This is a genomic window from Flavobacterium ginsengiterrae (assembly GCF_039539785.1).
Taxonomy (GTDB): domain Bacteria; phylum Bacteroidota; class Bacteroidia; order Flavobacteriales; family Flavobacteriaceae; genus Flavobacterium; species Flavobacterium ginsengiterrae.
In genome coordinates, this window is the sequence record NZ_BAABDU010000005.1 from 1 (window position 1) to 20,404 (window position 20,404).

The following is a 20,404-nucleotide window of genomic DNA, read 5'->3' on the forward strand; positions in this document are numbered from 1 at the left end:
CGCCAACCAATGGAATATAAGTATAAGTGGTAACCATAGCATCAGGAAGATTAGTGCGTAAAGTGTTTATTGCTGCAATTTGGTTTTCATCATAAGTGTTTAAAACAGCAGTTGTTATTCCAAGAATGGCGGCAACTTGTGAATAACTTGCATTTTCTATTTTAGCAATAGGCTGTGTTTTACTGTATCCCCATAATATGGTTACAGGTACACCGTTTTCAAGAGTATATTGTTGTATATTACCTTTAGAATCATACAATTCGCATGTTACTTTTTTCTCCATATTTGATTCCTTGCCAGCGTAAACAAATTCAGGTAACAAAAGCCCATTAAATAACCCAAATTGTGTTTCTTGTTCTGAAAGTTTTTTATCTCCATTAAATTGTTGAGTAACTAATGGTATATTAAAAATATTTTTTAAAGATAAATTGCTGACATATGGTTTTCCTGCCATCTCAGAATCTGATGCAAAAAAATTATTGGATTTAAGAATCTCTTTCTTGCTGTTTTTACTTATAATCGATCTAATTTTTCCTTTAGAATTGTACTCATAATTCTCAGTAGTAATTAATTTATTCTGATTAAAATAATTTGTTGTTAAGACGCTTGTTTTTACATACCAATATGAATTTATTGGGTAAGTTTCGTATGTATATACATATGAATCATTAGTACCGCTTATTGCATATGGATCTCCCCAGTCTACAGCACCAATACTATGAGATATAATTTTTATCCCGCTGCATGTTGTGGTATTTAAATTTTCAAGATTTTGATAGGTATGCAATTTTTGAGTTACAATATTTCCTAGTTTATCGTAATATGTCTCAGATTGCAGCTGCCCATTATTTTGATATTCAATTGTAGGAAATCCTTTTTTTGTAACATTTTGAGTATTGTTATAAGTGTATACTTTTTTACCAATAGAATCTGTTGCATTTTTTGCTAATTCAATTTCTTCTACTCTTGAATAACCAATTGTGTTTCCCTCATTCATTCCAAAATCATTAGGAGAAAGTAAATATTGCATAAATCTTGTAGACCTGGAAGTCGGCTGTCCGTTGTTTGAAGCACCACAATAATTACAAAATGATTCAAGTTCCTGAAATGGCTTAAATTGACTTAAAAGTTTACCAGAAGATGAACCGTTTTCATTTATATAACGGATTTTTTTATCACTCGAAATTTCTCCATTTTTGGTATAATTCTTTATGTTAGAAATTCTAAATCCACATTGTTTGCTTACAGTTGTATTAACACCTGTATCATCATCATAATTTATAATAGATTGTGAAGCCGCGATTCTATATGTATCATTTGGTTTGGTTTGACTATTTCCCGTTAAATAGGTGCCAATAACGTATTTTGCACCTGGATCATAAGGAGCTAAAATATCTTCAATCCAGATTTGTCCATGATTTTTCTGAAAATCTACATTATATACAGATGTTAAATCCCACCTTTTAATTAGAGAAGTTATTCCATTTTTTATTTTCCTAAATTCAATATAACTTCCTGCCAGCTCAGAAATGGTATAGGAGGTACTTCCTGGAAATGCATTACCATCCAGAATTCTATTGTCAAAATGTATATTTACAGTTTTGCTTAATTCAAACAGTTTTGATGTTGTTTCTGTATTAGATAAATCATTATTCCTATCAACAGTTGTTAATGTTTTATGGATGCCATTTAATTGATTATAAGAAGAGTTTAAGATAGAATTATCAGGAATAAATTGATTTGAAAACGAATTTGGTTCGTAATAGAATTCTGTATATCCGCCTGTAGGATAAGTTATCTTTTTTAGTAAAGCTGCTTTGCCTTTAGAATTATCAGCATATCTATTTGATTTTATATATCTGAAGATTGAAGCAGAATTATTATAATAATTAAAATAAGTTAGATCAGGATATAAGGAAGTATTACTTTGGCCGTTGTAATACCCCCAAAAATCAATTGATAATGAATTTTTGCTAGGTAGAGAAACGCTGGTATCATATTCAAATAAATATGAAGGTTTTGTATTATCAGGAATTTGATTATCATTATATCCAATTTCTTTTACAGAATCTAATTTTAGTCTTTTACCTAAATATGTTGCAGATTCCGGCGACAAAAAATATGAATAATTAAGCTGAAATGATTTTACTTTTTTATCTGTTTTCAAAGAAACGATATCAATTGATTGCAATTTTTTCGGATTTAAGGCTGCAGTATAGCCGCTTTGTATCAAATCTTCTCTATCATTTAAATTGAAATCAATTCGAACGTCATCAGTTGTAATTTTTTGAAGAGTTTTTACATTACTAACTTTATATATCTGCATGACTGGCGGAGTAACACTAGGAGGTGATCCAGTGTTGCAAATGTAATTAAGATTAATTGTAGGCTGAGAATTAAACAGAGATACGATTTTTGTGTCTATATAACTGAAATTAACTGTTCTATTATTTGTTAGCTGTATTGCACTTAATTTATAGCTTTTTCCCGAATAATTTTCTCCATCACCACTTCCGTCAGTATATGATTTTTCAATAACGTCAAAAATATAAACATTACCATCTAGAGTAGTAGCTTTAAAACCACTTCCTCCACCAAGTTCTTCAAATTTGATTTCTTCTTTTTTATCTATAAGAACAACTTTTTTTGTATAAGGATTAATAAAAAATTTACCTGATAATCCAGAAAAGTTATATGTATAAATATCAGGCTCACCATTTCCTTGCATTAAGCTGTTTATAATTGAGTGTGAATCGTATTCAATTCCCGGAAGTGGAATAAAGCCAGGACCACAAAACCTCCAGAATGCTGCCCCAAGCTGAAACACGGTTGGATAAAAAAACTCTGAGCCCGAAGTAAGGTTTGTTCTGGTTTTAAAAGCTAAAAATTCACTTTCATAGCCTCCTAAATAGTTCTTCGCATTATCGTCAATGTCTTCTTTTCCTCTTATTTCTTGTGAAATAGTACCTTCAGGTTGTAAACTCCATCCTAAACCCACCCAAGTGGCCTCATCAGCGACTTTAATTCCTGATCCATGATAATTTAGAATTATTGGAATTTCTATCTCATTTTCTTTTATAGTATATAAAGGAACAGAAACGTTAGCTGTACCCGTATAATACCCAATAGGAACATCTCCAAATCTTTCCAATAGAGCTGCTTCTGGTGAGCTGGATATATTATTTATTTTTGGAGCATAAGAAGAATTTGTTTGTGAAAAACTGAAATTAAAATTGAATAAAATAAGAATATAGAGTAAGATCTTTTTATTCAATTTTAAATTATAAAACAATAGAAACTTTTTCATTTTACATTTAGATAATAGTTAGTTATAATATTTATTTGTTTTTTTCTTAATGTATTTTTACGTTAGCCAATTGCACTGCTTAATTGGAACATTGGTAAATACATTGCAATTAGCAAAACGGCTACAAGTACTCCAACAAAAAGAATAATAAAGGGCTCAAGAACAGTAGTCATAACTTTAGACTGTTGTACTACTTCTTGATTGTATTGCTCGCTAAGCTGTTTGAAAACATATTCAGTTTGATTGGTTTCTTCTGCCACTTTTACGAGAGATATAATTCGATTATCGAAAAGGGGAGTGTTTTTTAAACTGGAGCTTAAGCTGTTTCCTCTTAAAATACTATTTTCAACTTGTTCCAAAGCTTCCTGAAGAGGTACAAACTGAATCATTTTTTTTACCATTTGGATGCTATTCAATAATGGAACTTTTGCGGTAGTAAGCAATGTTACAGCCTGAGTAAACTGTGCAAGATATACTTTGGTCATAAAAGGTCCTAAGACTGGAATTTTTACTAAAAAATAATGCATCGTTTTTTTATATCCATGATTGTTTTTGAAGAATTGAGTTGAAAAAACAAATACAATAACTGCTGTTAAAAAATAGAGACCATAAGTCTTAGTCCAAACTGAAAGTTTTACTATAAATTGAGTGAGAACAGGAAGTTCCATATTGTTTTGTTTAAAAATATCCTGAAACATAGGTACTACATAACTCAACATAAATATTACTACCAAAACTGCTGTGCTTAATACAATAGAAGGGTAGGTAAGAGCAGCAATTATAATTCTTTTCTGCTCATTTTTACGTTCAAAAAAGTGACCTAACTCTTCGCATACTCTTGCTGTGGTTCCTGTTTCTTCACCTATCTGAATAGAATAGTATTCATACTCTGTAAATGATTTTGAAGCACGCAGTGCATCTGAAAATGGTTTTCCATTTACGACATCATTCAGTATATTTTGAATTAAATCCTTATCAGCACTTTTTTTTAATGACTCAATTATTAATGACAATCCTTCTTTAAAGCTGACACCAGCTTTTAGCAATACAGCTAGTTCAAGATAGAATGCCTGCTTTTTTTTATTGTTAAAACTATCGCCAAAAAGCGTAATCTCTTTCTTTAATAAACTTTCAATACTATTGGTATTTTTAGCCTGAACGGTTTTTTTATTTGGGATATTATCTATTTTAAAGGCCATCTTCCTGATTCATTAAAAAGGTTAAATCGTTTTTTTTATAAACAAAAATTTGATAACCCGGTAATTCTGTTTCTGCAAATATGGATAAAGCATCAACTTGTCCAGTTTTTATTTCCTGTCCTTTAAACAAAGCTTTATTCGGAATAATTTTTAGTTTAATAGTGTCATGATTCCGCATGCAAAAATTTTCTTTAAAAGAATAGGTAATTGTATCAATTTCCGAAGTCATTATTAGTAACTGTTTAGCGCTATCATATACAATATTATTAGTGTCATTAAAATCCTGCCAAAGTTTTTGTTCAAAAAGGACCAGTATGCTTGTTTTCTCAAAATTAGTCTGAATGGCATGAATTTGTTTTTGTACGATTCTTAAAACACTAAAAGCCATTCCAACTACAATAGCGGTTATAATCATAACAACTATTAATTCCGATAGTGTAAATGATTTTAATTTTCGGGCTGCCATATTACCTGTTGTTTTGTAATTTCTTTTTTGGATATATTGTTTACTGCTGAAATAGAAAATATTTTTCTTGCAGATATATTTTTTTCTATTTGAATGTTGATATTCCAGTCTTTATAATTTTCCTGATAAGGAAGTTTTATAGAATTGTTCTGTACCTCATATTCTAATTCATTTATTCTGGTTTCAACGCTGTGCGTGTTTTTAGAAAAAGTATTAAACACAAGATTGTTTAAAATTAAACTCGAAACTATGAATATTATAACTACCAAAACAGTTGCTACAACAGCTTCAATTAAAGTGGCTGATTTTATCTTTTTTAATATAACCATTTCAGTACGGTTTTAGGTTCTTGTTCTAAAATTATGCCGCCATAAAAATGAGGAATATTTTCATTTTCAATACTTGCATTGTATACGTGATTTACAAAAATTGAGCCTGCCTGATTGGCTATAAATTGTTTGGTATATACACATCCAGAAACAGTTCCCTTTATTTCAAAATTACCATTGCAATAAACTTGTCCTTTTATTTTGGAATCTTTTTCCAAAACAATCTGCGTTTGAAAATCAGCAATTTCTTTTGTCTGGATGTAAATAACACTGCCCTTTATATTGCATCCAGTGTCAACATAAATTTGATTATCTCGTGAATTGTTGTAATTAGTGTTATCTGAAATATTATTTTTATTATCCTGAAATAATAATAAAGCCGATGGATAAGATAAATTACATTTTTTACCCATTACAATTTTTCTAGTGGCAATAGCCTGAAAACAGCCGGCAGTTTCATCTTCAATTTCAATAATGGGAGCAATTAAAATAACATCATTAAGTAAAGCCGTTTTTCTTATTTTAATAGATGTTTCTGATTTAATAATAAAATTACCGGATAAAATTTTATTTTCAATTGTGATAGGATTTTCAGAATAAAAACCTTTTGTTTTTTCTTTAAATGAATTTGTAATTTTTCTGCCAGAATTTAAATTGATGTAATCTTCCTCGCGATTTATTTTATAGTTTTTTATATAAAAACTGATTGCATCTAAATAAGTTTTTTCAGGCTTGGGAAGTTCAGATGTGCTTTTTTCTGTTTTTCCGTAAATTAATTGTGAACCGTAATAACTATTTCCGGCTATATACCCTGAATTAACTCCTTGTTTTGGTAAATAATTGATTCCTTGAATTTTGGTATTTCCTACAACTGTTAATGCATTATGAGTTTCTTGTAAGTAAAGAGTAGGGGACTTATCGGCTATCAGAAGTGATCCAATTACAGCAGTCTTGATAAATCTCTTCTTTCGAAATTGTGTGATTGTCATTCCTTTTTGAAACACTCCCCACTGCGATAAATGCGTTTTTATAATTTGATTTTCTTTATTAAGATAATCAATTGATATGGTATCTGTATTTAATTCTTTCTGCTCTAAAAGTGACTGAATTCCAATATCCGCAATCTGAATATTTTCAATAGCTCCTTTTGACTGCTCTTTCATGTATATAAAAGTATAAGCATATAAAATCAAGCCTGCTAAGAGCAGAGCGATTAATACAGCAATAAATACTGTAAATTGTAATGCACCAGATTTTATTTTGAATTTTAATTTCAATCCTGAAGCATTATAATATTAAGATTGCCTTTATACTTTACATATACAGATTCTTTATCACCTGATTTAAGGAATACTTCGTTTTCTGTGTCTCCAATTTTCATGTAATAGTTTTTGCTGTCTATAATCAACATGTAAATGGTGTTTTTACCTTTTGAATCAGCAATTAAACCTTTGTAGATAATATTTGGCCACACTAAATCTTCTGGCTGTTTAATTTTTTTAGAAGCACCAGAAGTAATTTTTGCTTTAGAAATATTTTCTGCAGTATACATTTTTCCTAAAAAGGGATCCCTATAATTAACATTAATTGTAAAGGTTTCTCTTTTATTAATTTTTAAAGGTTTAATAGTAAATTCAGGATTACTTATTGCTAATATCTCATCAGAATTAGTAAATGAAAATACCTGAAACAAAACAGCTCCCCAAACCAATAAAACGAGTGGGAGCAGTATATAGAGGTTTTTTTTATTTTTCATTAATTTTTATTTCTTAGCAGATTCTTTTTCTAATTTAGTTACGCGTAAAGCTAAACTTTTTAATGATTTAATTTCTTTTGACTGATCTTCTATTTTTTTATTTTGCTGAATAGAATAAAGTGTCAATTCTTCAATTTTTTTTAAGAGCGCCATATTCATTTCTGCTAAATAGATTCCATTCTTCTCAAATTCTTTAGCCGAAGGAATTTCGGGTAAATGACTGTTTTTATTAATATAATTTTCAACCTCATCTAATGTTCTTAATTTGTAATCATTTGCAAAAACATAATCTGGTGCTGGAAAATCTAAATCTACTTTTACTTCTTTAGCGTGAATAGTTCCATTGACATCTAGTTTATTTTTAGGATTGGTTGTCCCGATACCTACGTTACCATTTTCAATGTAATGATTCCCAGGTCCGTTTAATGCTAAATTAACATTAAGACTATTTGTTTCTGCAAAATCGCTGATATCTAATGATAATGGATTTTCATCAATTTTTATTTGATTGTAGTCTGTAAGTATATCTACTTTCTCTTGTAGATAAGTAATTTTAATTTCGTACTTGGCATAATATCTTACATCAAAATAAATTGGCAGTTTTTTGTTTACATAATCACCAACGCTCGTTGATAAATCTACAGGAGTTCCTAATACAATCTTACCTGAATGAATAAATCCATGCGATTCTATTAATTTGAGAACTGCCGAACTCCCATTAGATCCTTGTCCATAACCATTTTCTAAAATATATTTTTCATATCCGGTTGAATAGTATTTGCTAAAAAGTTCAATAATGATTAACCCGCCATGCTGCCAATGATGAGAGTTATATCCTATTGAGGCTATTTCGTATCTTTTTGGTTGTTCTGCACTTGCTGATAATGGGCCAATAACAATTGATTTTAAACCATTTTGGTTGATATTTATTTGTGAAAAAATATTAATGGATGTAAAAAAAATAACCAGAATGAATAAGTACTTAGTTGTTTTCATAAATTTTATTTGTATGTTATTTTGCTTTTTCTTCTAATTTTTTTAATCTACTTTCAACATCTTCCAGTTTTTTATTTTTCAATTCAAGTTCAATTATTTTTTTATTTTGTTGAATTGTATACAGTGTCAATTCTTCAATTTTTTTTAAGAGCGCCATATTCATTTGTGCTAAATAGATTCCATTCTTCTCAAATTCTTTAGCCGAAGGAATTTCGGGTAAATGACTATTTTTGCTAATATAACTTTCAACCTCATCTAATGTTTTTAATTTGTAATCATTTGCAAAAACATAATCTGGTGCTGGAAAGTCTAAATCTACTTTTACTTCTTTAGAATGGATTGTACCATTTACATCAAGTTTATTTTTAGGATTGGTTGTCCCGATACCCAAATTTCCATTTTCATTTAGAGTCATTTTTATTGAAGACCAGTCAGAAGAACCATTCTTTGATGTGTACCAGTTATGACTGTGATTTTCTGAGGCTGGTGTTCCTTTCGTTTTCCAATGACCTGCGTAGTAATTTATATTATTGCCATAGCTTCTAATCATTCCGTCATAATCACCATCAATGCCTAATTCTAAACTCGAGTAATTAGTCAGCCCGCCAACTCGTATCGCAGCTGTTCCATTTGAACCTCCTGAACCGATATTTACATTTAAAGCTGTCTCGGGATTTTTTGTACCAATACCTACAAAACCATTTGAAGAAATTCTCATTCTTTCCTGCAGATCAGAAATTGCAGGGCTGTCAGTATTTCCTTGCCAGCCTGAATAAAATGCTAGTGCCTTTCTTCCGTATCCTCCATCTGAAACTCCTTGTAATGCAACTCCGTTATTAGGGAAATAGCCTCCTGTCAAAAGTAGATATGGAGTGTTGGTATTATTATCTCCTGTTTTAGTATGTATTCGGAGCCCTGCATCATCGTTTGAAGCATTGATCTGGAATTTTTTTTCAGGATTATTTGTTCCTATTCCGTTGTTTCCGGTTCCTTCAATTATTAAATTACCGGATGATGCCACATTACTTTTCGAGTCTAATAAATTTCTCCACTCTCCCCATATATTTTCATTATAAAATGCACTTCTGTACATAATCTGGCCACCTTCCCAATTATTATTAAAATAGAGATGGGAAATTAAATGATTTTGCAAGCCATAAATTTCCAGCAGTGTACCATATTGAGAAGGTGCATTAGTTCCGGTATAATTATCCCAAAGTTTTAATGACATGTCAGAAACTCCAGCTCTTGGCGGACTGTTAAAATCTTTTTGTTCTCTTGTCCATTTCAAACTGTTTGTACCCAAATCAAATGTTTGACTATAAATTAAAGTCTGAAATACAATAAATATAATGAGGAATGTTTTTTTCATTTAAAATTTAATTTAGCTTTTGTTCTAATTTTAATAATCTTTCAGAAATAGAATTAATTGATTTTATTTGCTTTTTAAGTAGTTTTATTTCCTCTTTAAGATTGAAGATTTCTTCAGATTGTTTGATGTTTTTCTTTTGCTCTTCAATTGCATATAATGTAAGCTCCTCAATTTTCTGAAGAAGTTTTGAATTCATTTCTCCAAGATTGATTCCGTTTTCTAAAACTTCTTTTTCACTTGGTATGTTTTCTAAATGTCCTTTTTCATTGCATTCATTGCCATTATTAATTAAATTTTCAAGACTTCTATCTGCACATAGAATAATTTTTAAATGATCTTTTTAAGCTGTAAGTGTTTTTTTTAAATTAATGTATTTTTCATTTTTTAGAAGATAAGAGATTTTTTAGATTTTTAATTTCTTCATTTTGTTTTTGATTTTCTTTTTTCATTTCAATCATATACAAAGTCATCTCTTCAATTTTCTGTAAAAGTTTGATATTCATTTCAGATAAATTGATTCCCTCTTTTTTCATTTCTTCAGCAGATGCGATTTCTGGTAAATGCTTATTGTCTTTAATGAATTGATCTACAGATTCTAAAGAAGGAAGATTGTAGTTTTTTTCAAAAACAAAATCGGCACCAGCGTCTACAGTTACTTTTACTTCGCGTGAAGCAATGTTTCCTGCAACAGTAAGTTTTGAAGTTGGGTTTATGGTTCCGATACCTACGTTTCCGTTGAAATATGCACTCCTATTTTGATAAGTTCCTGTAGTTGTGGCATATTCTTCTATTGACATTTTATAATTGTGAGAAGGACCATTAACTTCATTATAAGGAAGACTATTTAGAACACCATCATAAACAGTTGGATTCACTGTGTAATTTGATTGATAAAAATACGTAGTTCCACCGCCTCTAAGCCAAATTACAATCGAACGTTCTGCATTTTGGATTGAAACATCTTTCCAGCCAGCAATAAAGTTAGTATAAGATCCATTATATGAATTGGATGGAATAATGTTTGCTCTAATAAATGCTGAATCATTCCCCCATTCTGTAACATGGAAGTTAAATTCAGCCATTAACGATCCTCTCCATGAAGAATCGGTGTGTACATAACTTCTCCCCAATGTAAGATTTGTTGGTACGTTATAAGTCCATCCGCCATCATAGAATTTTACTGGATAAAATTTATCACTGTCTCCACCAACATTAAAACTACCGGATACTTGGGAATGACATACTGCAAAAAAGAATACAAGTGATAGTAGGTATAGTTTTTTCATATATTATTTCTTTTGTTTTAATTCTAAGATGTCTTTTCTCAGAACATCGTTTTGTTTTTTTATTTCAATTAAATACAAAGTCATCTCTTCAATTTTCTGTAAAAGTTTGATATTCATTTCAGATAAATTAATTCCATTTTTTTTCATTTCTTCAGCCGAAGCAATTTCTGGTAAATGCTTGTTTTCTTTTATGAATTTGTCAACAGATTCTAAAGTAGGTAAATCGTAATTTCTGTCAAAAACGAAATCTGCACCTGCATCTACTGTTACTTTCACTTCTCGTGATGCAATATTTCCTGCTACTGTTAGCATTGAAGACGGATTAGCAGTTCCTATTCCAACTCTGGCAGCACTTAAAATTAAAGGTTGATCTCCTGAGCCAGTTTTTAGGAAAACAGGATATTGATTACTGATAAATGTCGTTGAATTAGGTGTGTTACTGATTTCTAGAGATCTTGAGTCCCCGCTGCCTATTCTGGCTGGGAAAAAATTTGAAACACCATAGACTGTTAAAGGAACGTTAGGCTGATAAGTGCCAATGCCCACATTTCCAGTACTTGATATATGAAAATAAGGTATCTGTTGGTTATCAGACCAATTATAAATGGAAAAACTAGATTCAGTTACCATATTTGCCCCTGAACTTATAGCCCAAGTTTTTCCTATTGGATTTTGAAGAAATATTTTGGTTGTATTTGCATTTACACTTTCGCTGCCAAGAGTGAGCGCTCCTAAAACTTGCAATTTTGTTGCTGGATCAGAAGTTCCAATTCCTAAATTAGAATATATATATGAGTTGCCATTATCTTTGAAATGTATGTTTTTTCCTATTGTAGTTCCTCCCATAAAATCTCCATCGTAATTAATTGCCAATATATTATTTGGAGCATGAACAAAAGCTCTTCCTCCTGAACCTCTTTCAGGGTATTTAAAAGTTACATCAGCTACACCATTATAAGAAAATATATTATTGCCATTTGGTGAGTTGATTTGTCCAAAAGTTTTTAGGGATAAAATTATAAATAGAAGAGAAGTTAATTTTTTCATTTTTTGTTTTTAGCTTTTTTTAATAATTCAATGTCTTTTTTCATCTCAATCATATACAAAGTCAGCTGCTCAATTTTTTGTATAAGTTTATTATTTATTTCTCAAGGAGTCATTCCATTTTTATCATTAGGAATCTAGTCGAATTGTTTTTGTTAAATATTAAAGAAAAGAACTATTAAAAATGTTTTTTTCGCAAATATTGAGGTTCCGGTTGATTGTTTTAAATCATTTCAAGTATAAATTAGTTTACGGTAAAATTAAAAACAGTGCTTCTTGCACTTTCGTTTCCAGCTTCATCAAATCCTTTTACAAACCAGTAATAGGTTCCTTTTGTTAAAGTTTTATTATATGGACTTGTACCCTTATCTTTAAAATTTAGCGTAGTTAAAGCGTTGTTAGTATATACATATATACTGTCTTTTTCACTGCTTCCTGCAATAGGAGTTCTGCTCCATTGAAAATTAATACTTGTATTGGTAGTAGTACTTGCATTAACAGGTGCTGATAGAATAGAAGTATTAGGAGCTTTAGTATCAACCAAAATAGAGCGTGATGTATATAATGTTTGTGTAGTTCCGTTGCTTGCTCTTACTTTCCAGGTATATTTTCCTTCGTCAAAAGTAAAATTTAGCAATGTTGTTTCTGTACTTTGTTCTTTAATAAGTGTGCCGTTTTCATCTAGAATTTGAAGTTGATAATTTACAGATCCAATTATTGCATCCCAAGATAATTTCTGTAAAGCAGTTTTGGTAGTTAAATTATTACTAGGGGTTAATAGAACTACAGTGTTGTTTTGAAAATCATCATTGTTTAAGACCTCAAAACTATTTTTTGAATAGGCTGTTTCATATGCACTATTAATGGCTTTAATTCGCCATTCATATTTTCCAATATTTAGCTGTTGCGCGTAAGAATTTTTAGTTACAATAGTATCGAGAATTATCTGCTTTGGAGCTTCAAAATTAGGAATTGCAATTTGTAATTGATATTTGTCTGCGCCTTCAATAGTTTCCCATGAAAAAGTTACACCTGATGATGATAAAACAGCATTATTTGAAGGCGCAATAAGATTGACTTCTTTTTTAGATATATTGTCGACAAGTAAAATTTCTTCGCAGGAAATAAAAGTTAAAGTAATTAATAGAAAGAAATATTTAAATAAATTTTTATTCATGATTTTTAATATGTTTATAGAGAAGAAAATTACATGTCAAATAAGTCTTTGTTGTTATTTTTCTCATTTAATTTTTTGCTTGTAGTTCCTGAACATTTATTTTTTTCATTTACTATATCTGCAACAAGCCAAATACCCTTGGTTGACTTTGTCCAACAAAATGAACTTACCTGATAGGCCACGATAGTTTCTGGATTAATATCTATAATGTCAGTTTTTTTTCCAGTTTTATATAAAGCTATTGTATATTTTTTGTATTGATTGTTGGTAAGATAGAAAGCATCAGATTGTCTTATTTTTGTGATTTCGTCTGTTGATAAACTTACAGCCAGGCTTGAAATTATTTTCAAGTTTTGAGTGTTGGTTAATAGTTTTAAAATAGAAGAATTATAGTCTGCGTTTATTTCTTCAACCAAACCAGCAATATCTAATATTTTAATGGTCACTAGTTCCGGTTTAATAGGTAAACTATCTATATAAGCTACTTTTGTCTGATTTTGGTTGTATTTTGCTTTTGATTTATAAATTTTGTTTAGCTTTTTGTTGTATGGAACCACTCCAATTTCTACCCTAATATTGTTTTCTAGTTTAGGAAGAGCTTTAGGTTCAAATGTGTTTAAATTGTAAGATAATTTAGAAGTTCCAATGCTTCCTAACTCAACTACTGAAGAAGAAAACTTATAATTATCATTTTTTATTTTGGTTGTCTGACATGCACTACAAATCAATAGAATTAAGACAACAAATTTTTTATGCATAAGAATTATTTTATGTAAATTAATTTTTGTATTTAGTTAACAAATCTAATCAAATAGATGTAATATAGTGTTAAAATTTATTGTTTTATTTTTGAAATTAGAAAATCCGTCTTTTGTTTTTTGTGAAGCAATATCTTACATTTACGGTATTGTTTAAATTGATACTATAGTAAATACATTTTAGTTCTCTTTGTAAATTTCTAAATGTATTTCTGTTTTTTTAGTATTTCCATTCCGTCCAGATTAATATGTAAGAATATACAGAAGGCTTGTCCTGTATATAAAGAAACATTAAAGAAGTTTTTTTTAATTGATGAAACTATGGCAGAAAAGGAATTTCATAATGATATTTGTGGTAAAAAAATCTTATATATTTTTAAAATTATTAACGAATTATTTCTTATGATAGGTCTTATTGTTTTCTCAATAAAAAAGATATATTTGTAAAAATTAATTTATATTTTGCTTTGAAAAAAAATCTATTAAAAAAAATACCATCTTTCAATCTTCAGGAGATGCTGATCGTACTTGCCATTATTGGAATCCTGCTTTTAATTGCCCTGCCAAACTTGATGCCATTAATTACTAAAGCCAAAAGTGTAGAAGCCCAAGTACAGCTAAAAGCTATATATAATGCGGAAAAACAGTATTATTTTATGTATTCTAAATACAGCCCTAATTTTACGGAGATAGATTTTGAAGCGCCAAAAACTACTAAAGAAAATGGAAGTGCTAACTACGTTTATGAAATCGTACATTCTAGCAATAGTGAATTTAAAGTAAAAGCGACAGCCATTACTGATTTTAATGGAAATGGGGTTTTTAATGTTTGGGAAATTGACCAGAATGGTGTTCCAAAACAAATTGTAAATGATTAATGTGGTATCTAAAATTAATATTAATTATTGTATTTACTTTTGTTTTGTATCAGGATTTTAAAAGTAGAATGGTTTACTGGTTTTTATACCCTGTAATTGGCATTCTTGTTTTTATAATTCAAACAAACGTTCTTCCGCTATCAGTTGCTCTAACTAATTTCGCTATCAATTTATTATTTATAGGAATACTTTTAGGAACAAGCTTATTATATGCAAAGTTTAAGAGGCTGGATTTCAAAAACACAATTGGAATAGGTGATGTATTGTTTTTTGTTTTTATAGCAGCTTCATTTTCAGTAGTTTCATTTTGGATTCTGTTTGTTTTTTCGCTTATTTTTTCATTGATTTTACATTTAGTTATAACTAATAAAAAAGAACAGTCCACTGTTCCTTTGGCTGGTTATATGTCTTTGTTTTTTGGTGTTGTTTATGCAGTTTCTTTCTGCTGTAGCGATACTTTTTTATATGTTTGTTAAGATGAATAGTTTCGATATTCCAATAGAATTTCAGCAGCTTGTAAAATCCGAACAGGCATATTATTACCGAATAATTCCAACTGGAAAAATCGGACAAGTTGTTATATTTAAAACTGATGCATCTGACATTGTTACTCTTCAAAACGAATTAAGTATATTATTAAGTTTTCAGGTTCAGCTGGAAACTGATTCGACAGAAAATATTAATCGCTACTTAAGTACCAATTACAGAAAAACAACAAATGACGTTTCAGAGATTCATTATACTTCAGATTTCTTAGAAAAAATCGTATTGAATGCTAAGGAAATTGGAAGCAGTGATATTCATTTTGAGCCTTATGAAAAAAATGCAAGAGTTCGTTTTCGTTTAGATGGAAAATTAAAAGAGCAATTTCATATTTCAGTAGAAGAATATCCAGTCATTGTAAACAAGATTAAAATTCGTGCACAGCTGGATATTTCAGAAAAAAGGTTGCCTCAAGATGGTCGTATAACAATGGTTACAGATTTTCATGATTTTGATGTTCGTGTTTCTGTACTGCCAACTCTTCATGGAGAAAAAGTAGTACTTCGTATTTTAAGTAAAGATACAAGTCATATAGATATTAGTTCTCTTGGATTTACTGATAAGGAATTAGCTGTATATGTTGAGAATATTAAACGTCCCAATGGAATTGTCCTTATTTCAGGACCAACAGGATCGGGAAAAACAACGACATTATATGCAACATTAAAGAATTTAAATGTACCCAATACCAATATTTTAACTGTAGAAGATCCAATTGAATATACTCTTGAAGGGATTAATCAGGTTCAGCTGAAAGAAAATATTGGACTTGATTTTGCTGCAACTTTAAGAACTTTTTTAAGACAGGATCCTGATATTATTATGGTAGGTGAAATTCGTGATGTTAACACCGCGAATATGGCCATTCGTGCAGCATTAACGGGACATTTGGTATTATCTACCATACATACAAATTCTGCTTGGGCAACAGTTTCCAGATTAATAGACATGGGAGTTCCTGCCTTTCTTATAGCAAGTACTTTAAATATGAGTGTTGCGCAGCGTTTAGTTCGTAAATTGTGCAATTCTTGTAAAACTGAAGAAGTTATTTCAAAAGAAATTTTTCCAAATGGGTTTGAAATTCCAAATGACTTGATGACTCATTACACTGCAGTTGGCTGTGAGAATTGTTATCACACTGGTTATTCAGGAAGAAAAGCAATTTATGAAATTCTGCCTATAGGATCTAAATTATCAAATTTGATTAAAAATAACCAGTTAGATATTACTGAGTATCTTGATGAAAAAGACATTTTTACACTAAAACGTAATGCATTGTTATTAATTAAAGAAGGAACTACTTCCGTTGATGAAGTTTTTTCACTACTCTTGTAAAATTAAAAATATATAAAAAAAAACTTACAATAATATAGTTTCAATGAAAAGAATAATTACGCTGTTTTTTATATTAATTTTTCAGATTTCGTTTTCACAGGAAAATCGGATTTTACAGCTTAAAAATAATATTGAATCAATTTCTGCTGATGCACCGGGGTTAAATGAAAAGGTAAACGTGAATATAAAAGAAGCTTCATTATCTAGTTTTTTACTGGCAGTTTCTCAGATTCACAAACTTAATTTTAGTGTGGCTGGCAATTTAAATCAAATTAATATTGTCAATAATTTTTCAAATGTTACAGTAGGAGATCTTCTGATTTTTTTATGCAAAGAATACAATCTTACAATTGATTTTACAGGCAACATATTATCGATAAAAAAATATGAAAAACCAGTTGAAATTCAAAAAACAAAAGAGATAGATGTATTGTATGATTACGCAAATGATCTGCTTTCTCTGAATTTAAAAGATGATAAATTGTATGATGTGTTTAGAAAAATTATGGACGTCAGCAATAAAAATCTGGTCTTTGCACCTGGCTTAGAAAATCAGCCTTTAACAGCTTATATTAAAAGCATGCCTTTTGATGCCGCTTTAAATAAGATGGCATATGCTAATAATTTAAGTGTAACTAAATCAAGAGATAACTTTTACATTTTTGATAAACTTGAAGGGAATTTTGTTGTAGAAGGTACAGGAAATCAAAATGGAGAAATAAGACAAAATAGACCTCAAAGACCTAGAAAATCTAATTTTTTCTTTACCGTTGTCGATGTTGATAAAAAACTTCTGAATGTTGATTTTGAAAATACACCAATTTCAAGCATTGTATACGATATAGGTCATGAGCTAGATATCGATATGTTTATTTCAAGTCCGCTAGAAAATGCTGGAAATGGAACCGTTAAAGCAAAAAATATAACTTTTGATGAGCTGCTCGTAAAATTATTTGAAACTAAGGCAGATAATAATATTTCTCAAAGTAATTCACAGCAAAACTATAATGGTGGTTCTGTTCAATCTTCACCTTCCGGAAATGGTGGATATACTTTTAAGAAAAGCGGAGCAGTTTATTATTTCGGAACTAAAGATCAATTGGTTGTTAGGAATATAAAATCAATTCCTTTAATGCATCGTTCTATTGAGCTGTTAAGTGACCCTGCAAAAGAAGGAAGAAGTGCCGGAAGATTAAATAACGTGAATAATTATTCTAATTATAGTTCTTTTGAGAATAATAACAGATATAATTCTAATTCTAATTTCTCAAATCAGAGTAATAGTATTGGTAATAATAACAACAGTAATTATTCATCATCATCTAGTACAAGCAGTGCCCCGTCAGAATCTATTTTAACTATTGTTCCAGATGAGATAAAAAGAGATCTTGATATAAAAATTGATAAAGAGTTAAACAGCTTTTTAGTAAATGGTCCTGCGGCTAATATTGAGAGATTCGAATCTTTTATAAATTATATTGATAAAGCTGTACCAGTTATTTTGATTGAAGTAATGCTTCTTGAAGTTAATAGAAGTGCTATAGTAGAAACAGGAATTCAGGCAGGAATTGGTGATAAACCAGTTACTACTTCTGGAACCGTTTTTCCAAATGCAGATATAAAATTAGGAGCATCAACAATTAATAAAATAATTGATGGTTTCAGCGGATTTGGCTCTTTAAATATAGGGCAGGTTGTGCCTAATTTTTATTTAAGTCTTAAAGCAATGGAAACAAATGGAAATTTAAAAGTTCGTTCATCCCCAAGGTTATCAACTTTAAATGGACATAAAGCATATCTTTCTATTGGAGAAACTACTTATTATGTTGTAACAAATCAAAATTATTATGGATCACAGATTCCACAAGCATCAGAAGTTAAAAATTACCAGCCTATCGATGCTGAATTATCAGTTACAATTATGCCTTTAGTATCTGGTAACGGACAGATTACTATGGACATTAAAGTAATTCAATCAAGCTTTAATGGACAAAAAGTAGATAAAGATGCGCCTCCCGGAATTAATTCAAGAGAATTTACATCAATTATTAGAGTTAAAGATCAGGATTTAATTGTTTTAGGCGGATTAGAAGAATCTGTAAAAAATGATTCAGGTACAGGAGTACCTCTGCTATCAAGAATTCCTATTATAAAGTGGATTTTTAGTTCACGCAAAAGAGAAGATTCTAAGAAAAAACTAAGTGTATTAATTAAACCTACTGTTATTTACTAATGGCTAAATTATCCTTAAGTAACTTTTTACTCGGAAAGCAATACATTGCCGTTGAGCATTTTACTTTTAATAATGAAGATAAAGTTGCCTTGCTTTTAGTCGAAAAGAAAAAAGAAGGACTCATAATTAGTAAAAAAGACAGAGTTAGTTATAATGGTAAAATAGCTGAAAAGTGGGATACTAAACTGCCTTTTTTTCTTATTATAAATTCAAACCAAGTAATTCAAAAAGAAGTTTCAGGAATTGATCCTTCGGATGAAAAACTATTACATAAAGCTTTTCCGAATACTAATTGGGATGAATTTTATTATGAAATATGGCGATTAAAAACAAAGTCGGTCATTGCCATTTCTAGAAAAGCGTATGTAGACTTACTGATTGAAAACTATAAAAGCCAAAAATATACAATCGCTGGGATTAGCCTTGGAGTTTGTTCAATTGCCGATATAATTAATTACTCAGATCAGAATGAGTTTTATACCAATCACCAGCTGATATCAAGAGATGAGAATCAGGTAATTTCTGCAGGTTACTTAGAAAACACAATTACTTATACAATCAATGATTTTCAAATTGAGAATAGACAATTACTGCCTTTTTCAGGTATTTTACGATTAATACTGAATAATACATCAAATACTGGATCGATAATATCTTACAGTGAAGAATTATATGATGGTTATAATCAGAAAACCTTTTTTAATAAAGGGATTAAAATAATGGTTGGAATTGTACTGGCAATACTCGTTCTCAATTTTATTTTTTTTAGTCATTATTATAAATTGGCTCAGGAATCATCTGAAACCTTGTTGGTAAATAAATCTTCTATTGAAGATGTCAATAAAATAAAACAAAGAATAATTGTAAAAGAAGAAAAAGTTAAAGGGATAGATGGAAGAATGACTTCCAGAAGTTCTTTAATTATCAATGAAATCGCAAGCAGAGTCCCTTCTTCAATATTACTAACAGAATTGACATTTAATCCGCTTGAAAAAAAAGTAAAAGCAGAAGAACAAATATTAACAAAAGATAAAACGATTATAATTTCCGGAACTATAATTGTCAATCAGGATTTTACTAAATGGATTGAAGATATTGAAAAATTGAAATGGATAGACAAAGTTTTAATTACTCATTTTGGTAAAAATGAAGATAACGAAACAACATTCTCTATAAACTTAACATTGAAGTAATGAATCTGAACAAAAAAAATAAGCTGTTAATTGCCGGTTTTTGTGTGGTGCTTTATATATGTTATTCTTTTGCAATTTCAAATACAATAGAATATTATACAGAATATAAAAAGAAACAAGAAGAGATAGCTGCTGATAGTGATATGCCAAAATTAGTTGCGCAATTAGTTCAAAAAGAAAAACAACTGGATCTAATTCTTTCAAGCTATGATGCTAATATATCAGACTCATTTCAAAATGATTTATTAAAACAATTGACATTATATAGTGAAAGTAATCATCTAAAAATTGTTGATTTTAAAGAACCCCACATTATTTCGCAAAAAGGATTTACTACTACAAGCTATACATTTTCCCTCGAAGGTACATTTAATGGTTGTTTGACAGTTTTAAGCAAAGTAGAAAACAATCCAATGCTTGGAAATATCAAGCATTTAAACTTTGTAAAAAAAAGAAATTATAAGACCAATGCAGATCAATTGTTTGTTGAGGTCATAATGCAGAAAAATAAGGGAGTTTAATCTAAAACTCA

The 20,404-nt window shown here is 29.7% G+C and carries 19 protein-coding genes; 6 read left to right on the plus strand and 13 right to left on the minus strand.

From position 1 onward, the window contains the following. From ABD859_RS15770 to ABD859_RS15830, 13 genes are all read right to left on the minus strand, one after another. The coding region (locus tag ABD859_RS15770; RefSeq protein ID WP_345145557.1) for a hypothetical protein at positions 1-3,151 on the minus strand (3,151 nt) is incomplete at its 3' end. A 218-nt stretch (positions 3,152-3,369) separates the two neighbouring features. After that, on the minus strand, positions 3,370-4,506 hold the full coding sequence (locus tag ABD859_RS15775; RefSeq protein ID WP_345145558.1) for a type II secretion system F family protein: 1,137 nt from the start codon (positions 4,504-4,506) through the stop codon (positions 3,370-3,372). Then, positions 4,496-4,972 (minus strand): PulJ/GspJ family protein, encoded by a 477-nt coding sequence (locus tag ABD859_RS15780; RefSeq protein ID WP_345145559.1) that lies wholly within the window; start codon positions 4,970-4,972, stop codon positions 4,496-4,498. Before ABD859_RS15780 ends, ABD859_RS15775 begins: the two co-directional genes overlap by 11 nt. After that, the gene (locus ABD859_RS15785; RefSeq protein ID WP_345145560.1) at positions 4,954-5,301 is read right to left on the minus strand and encodes a hypothetical protein; all 348 of its coding nucleotides are present in this window, start codon (positions 5,299-5,301) and stop codon (positions 4,954-4,956) included. The genes ABD859_RS15780 and ABD859_RS15785 overlap by 19 nt, the downstream gene beginning before the upstream one ends. Beyond that, positions 5,289-6,578, minus strand: a complete 1,290-nt coding sequence (locus ABD859_RS15790) for a hypothetical protein (RefSeq protein WP_345145561.1) — start codon at positions 6,576-6,578, stop codon at positions 5,289-5,291. The genes ABD859_RS15785 and ABD859_RS15790 overlap by 13 nt, the downstream gene beginning before the upstream one ends. Further along, entirely contained in the window at positions 6,575-7,057 is a 483-nt protein-coding gene (locus ABD859_RS15795; RefSeq protein ID WP_345145562.1) for a hypothetical protein, read from the minus strand. Before ABD859_RS15795 ends, ABD859_RS15790 begins: the two co-directional genes overlap by 4 nt. A 6-nt stretch (positions 7,058-7,063) precedes the next feature. Beyond that, a complete protein-coding gene (locus tag ABD859_RS15800; protein ID WP_345145563.1) occupies positions 7,064-8,053 on the minus strand; it encodes a hypothetical protein in 990 nt (329 codons plus the stop codon). Between the two features lie 16 nt (positions 8,054-8,069). After that, positions 8,070-9,425, minus strand: coding sequence for a hypothetical protein (locus tag ABD859_RS15805; RefSeq protein WP_345145564.1), 1,356 nt, complete (start codon positions 9,423-9,425; stop codon positions 8,070-8,072). Positions 9,426-9,432: 7 nt separating this feature from the next. Then, positions 9,433-9,621 (minus strand): hypothetical protein, encoded by a 189-nt coding sequence (locus tag ABD859_RS15810; RefSeq protein WP_345145565.1) that lies wholly within the window; start codon positions 9,619-9,621, stop codon positions 9,433-9,435. Positions 9,622-9,802: 181 nt separating this feature from the next. Beyond that, on the minus strand, positions 9,803-10,711 hold the full coding sequence (locus ABD859_RS15815; protein WP_345145566.1) for a DUF4200 domain-containing protein: 909 nt from the start codon (positions 10,709-10,711) through the stop codon (positions 9,803-9,805). A 3-nt stretch (positions 10,712-10,714) separates the two neighbouring features. Next, positions 10,715-11,758: a hypothetical protein gene (locus ABD859_RS15820; protein WP_345145567.1), complete on the minus strand. Its 1,044-nt coding sequence runs from the start codon at positions 11,756-11,758 to the stop codon at positions 10,715-10,717. 241 nt (positions 11,759-11,999) lie between these two features. Beyond that, positions 12,000-12,932 (minus strand): hypothetical protein, encoded by a 933-nt coding sequence (locus ABD859_RS15825; RefSeq protein ID WP_345145568.1) that lies wholly within the window; start codon positions 12,930-12,932, stop codon positions 12,000-12,002. A 29-nt stretch (positions 12,933-12,961) separates the two neighbouring features. Beyond that, complete coding sequence (locus tag ABD859_RS15830; protein WP_345145569.1) at positions 12,962-13,690, minus strand: hypothetical protein; 729 nt, start codon at positions 13,688-13,690, stop codon at positions 12,962-12,964. Between the two features lie 437 nt (positions 13,691-14,127). Between ABD859_RS15830 and ABD859_RS15835 the strand changes: the two genes are divergently transcribed. The 6 genes from ABD859_RS15835 to ABD859_RS15860 are packed head-to-tail and all read left to right on the plus strand — an operon-like array spanning position 14,128 to position 20,393. After that, a complete protein-coding gene (locus tag ABD859_RS15835) occupies positions 14,128-14,568 on the plus strand; it encodes a type IV pilin protein (RefSeq protein WP_425554259.1) in 441 nt (146 codons plus the stop codon). Continuing rightward, complete coding sequence (locus tag ABD859_RS15840; RefSeq protein WP_345145571.1) at positions 14,568-15,044, plus strand: hypothetical protein; 477 nt, start codon at positions 14,568-14,570, stop codon at positions 15,042-15,044. Before ABD859_RS15835 ends, ABD859_RS15840 begins: the two co-directional genes overlap by 1 nt. 1 nt (position 15,045) lies before the next feature. Beyond that, positions 15,046-16,446 (plus strand): GspE/PulE family protein, encoded by a 1,401-nt coding sequence (locus ABD859_RS15845; protein WP_345145572.1) that lies wholly within the window; start codon positions 15,046-15,048, stop codon positions 16,444-16,446. Positions 16,447-16,489: 43 nt separating this feature from the next. Next, a complete protein-coding gene (locus tag ABD859_RS15850; RefSeq protein ID WP_345145573.1) occupies positions 16,490-18,679 on the plus strand; it encodes a type II secretion system protein GspD in 2,190 nt (729 codons plus the stop codon). Then, a complete protein-coding gene (locus ABD859_RS15855; RefSeq protein ID WP_345145574.1) occupies positions 18,679-19,872 on the plus strand; it encodes a hypothetical protein in 1,194 nt (397 codons plus the stop codon). Before ABD859_RS15850 ends, ABD859_RS15855 begins: the two co-directional genes overlap by 1 nt. Then, positions 19,872-20,393 (plus strand): hypothetical protein, encoded by a 522-nt coding sequence (locus tag ABD859_RS15860; RefSeq protein WP_345145575.1) that lies wholly within the window; start codon positions 19,872-19,874, stop codon positions 20,391-20,393. Before ABD859_RS15855 ends, ABD859_RS15860 begins: the two co-directional genes overlap by 1 nt. The last annotated feature ends 11 nt before the right edge of the window (positions 20,394-20,404 follow it).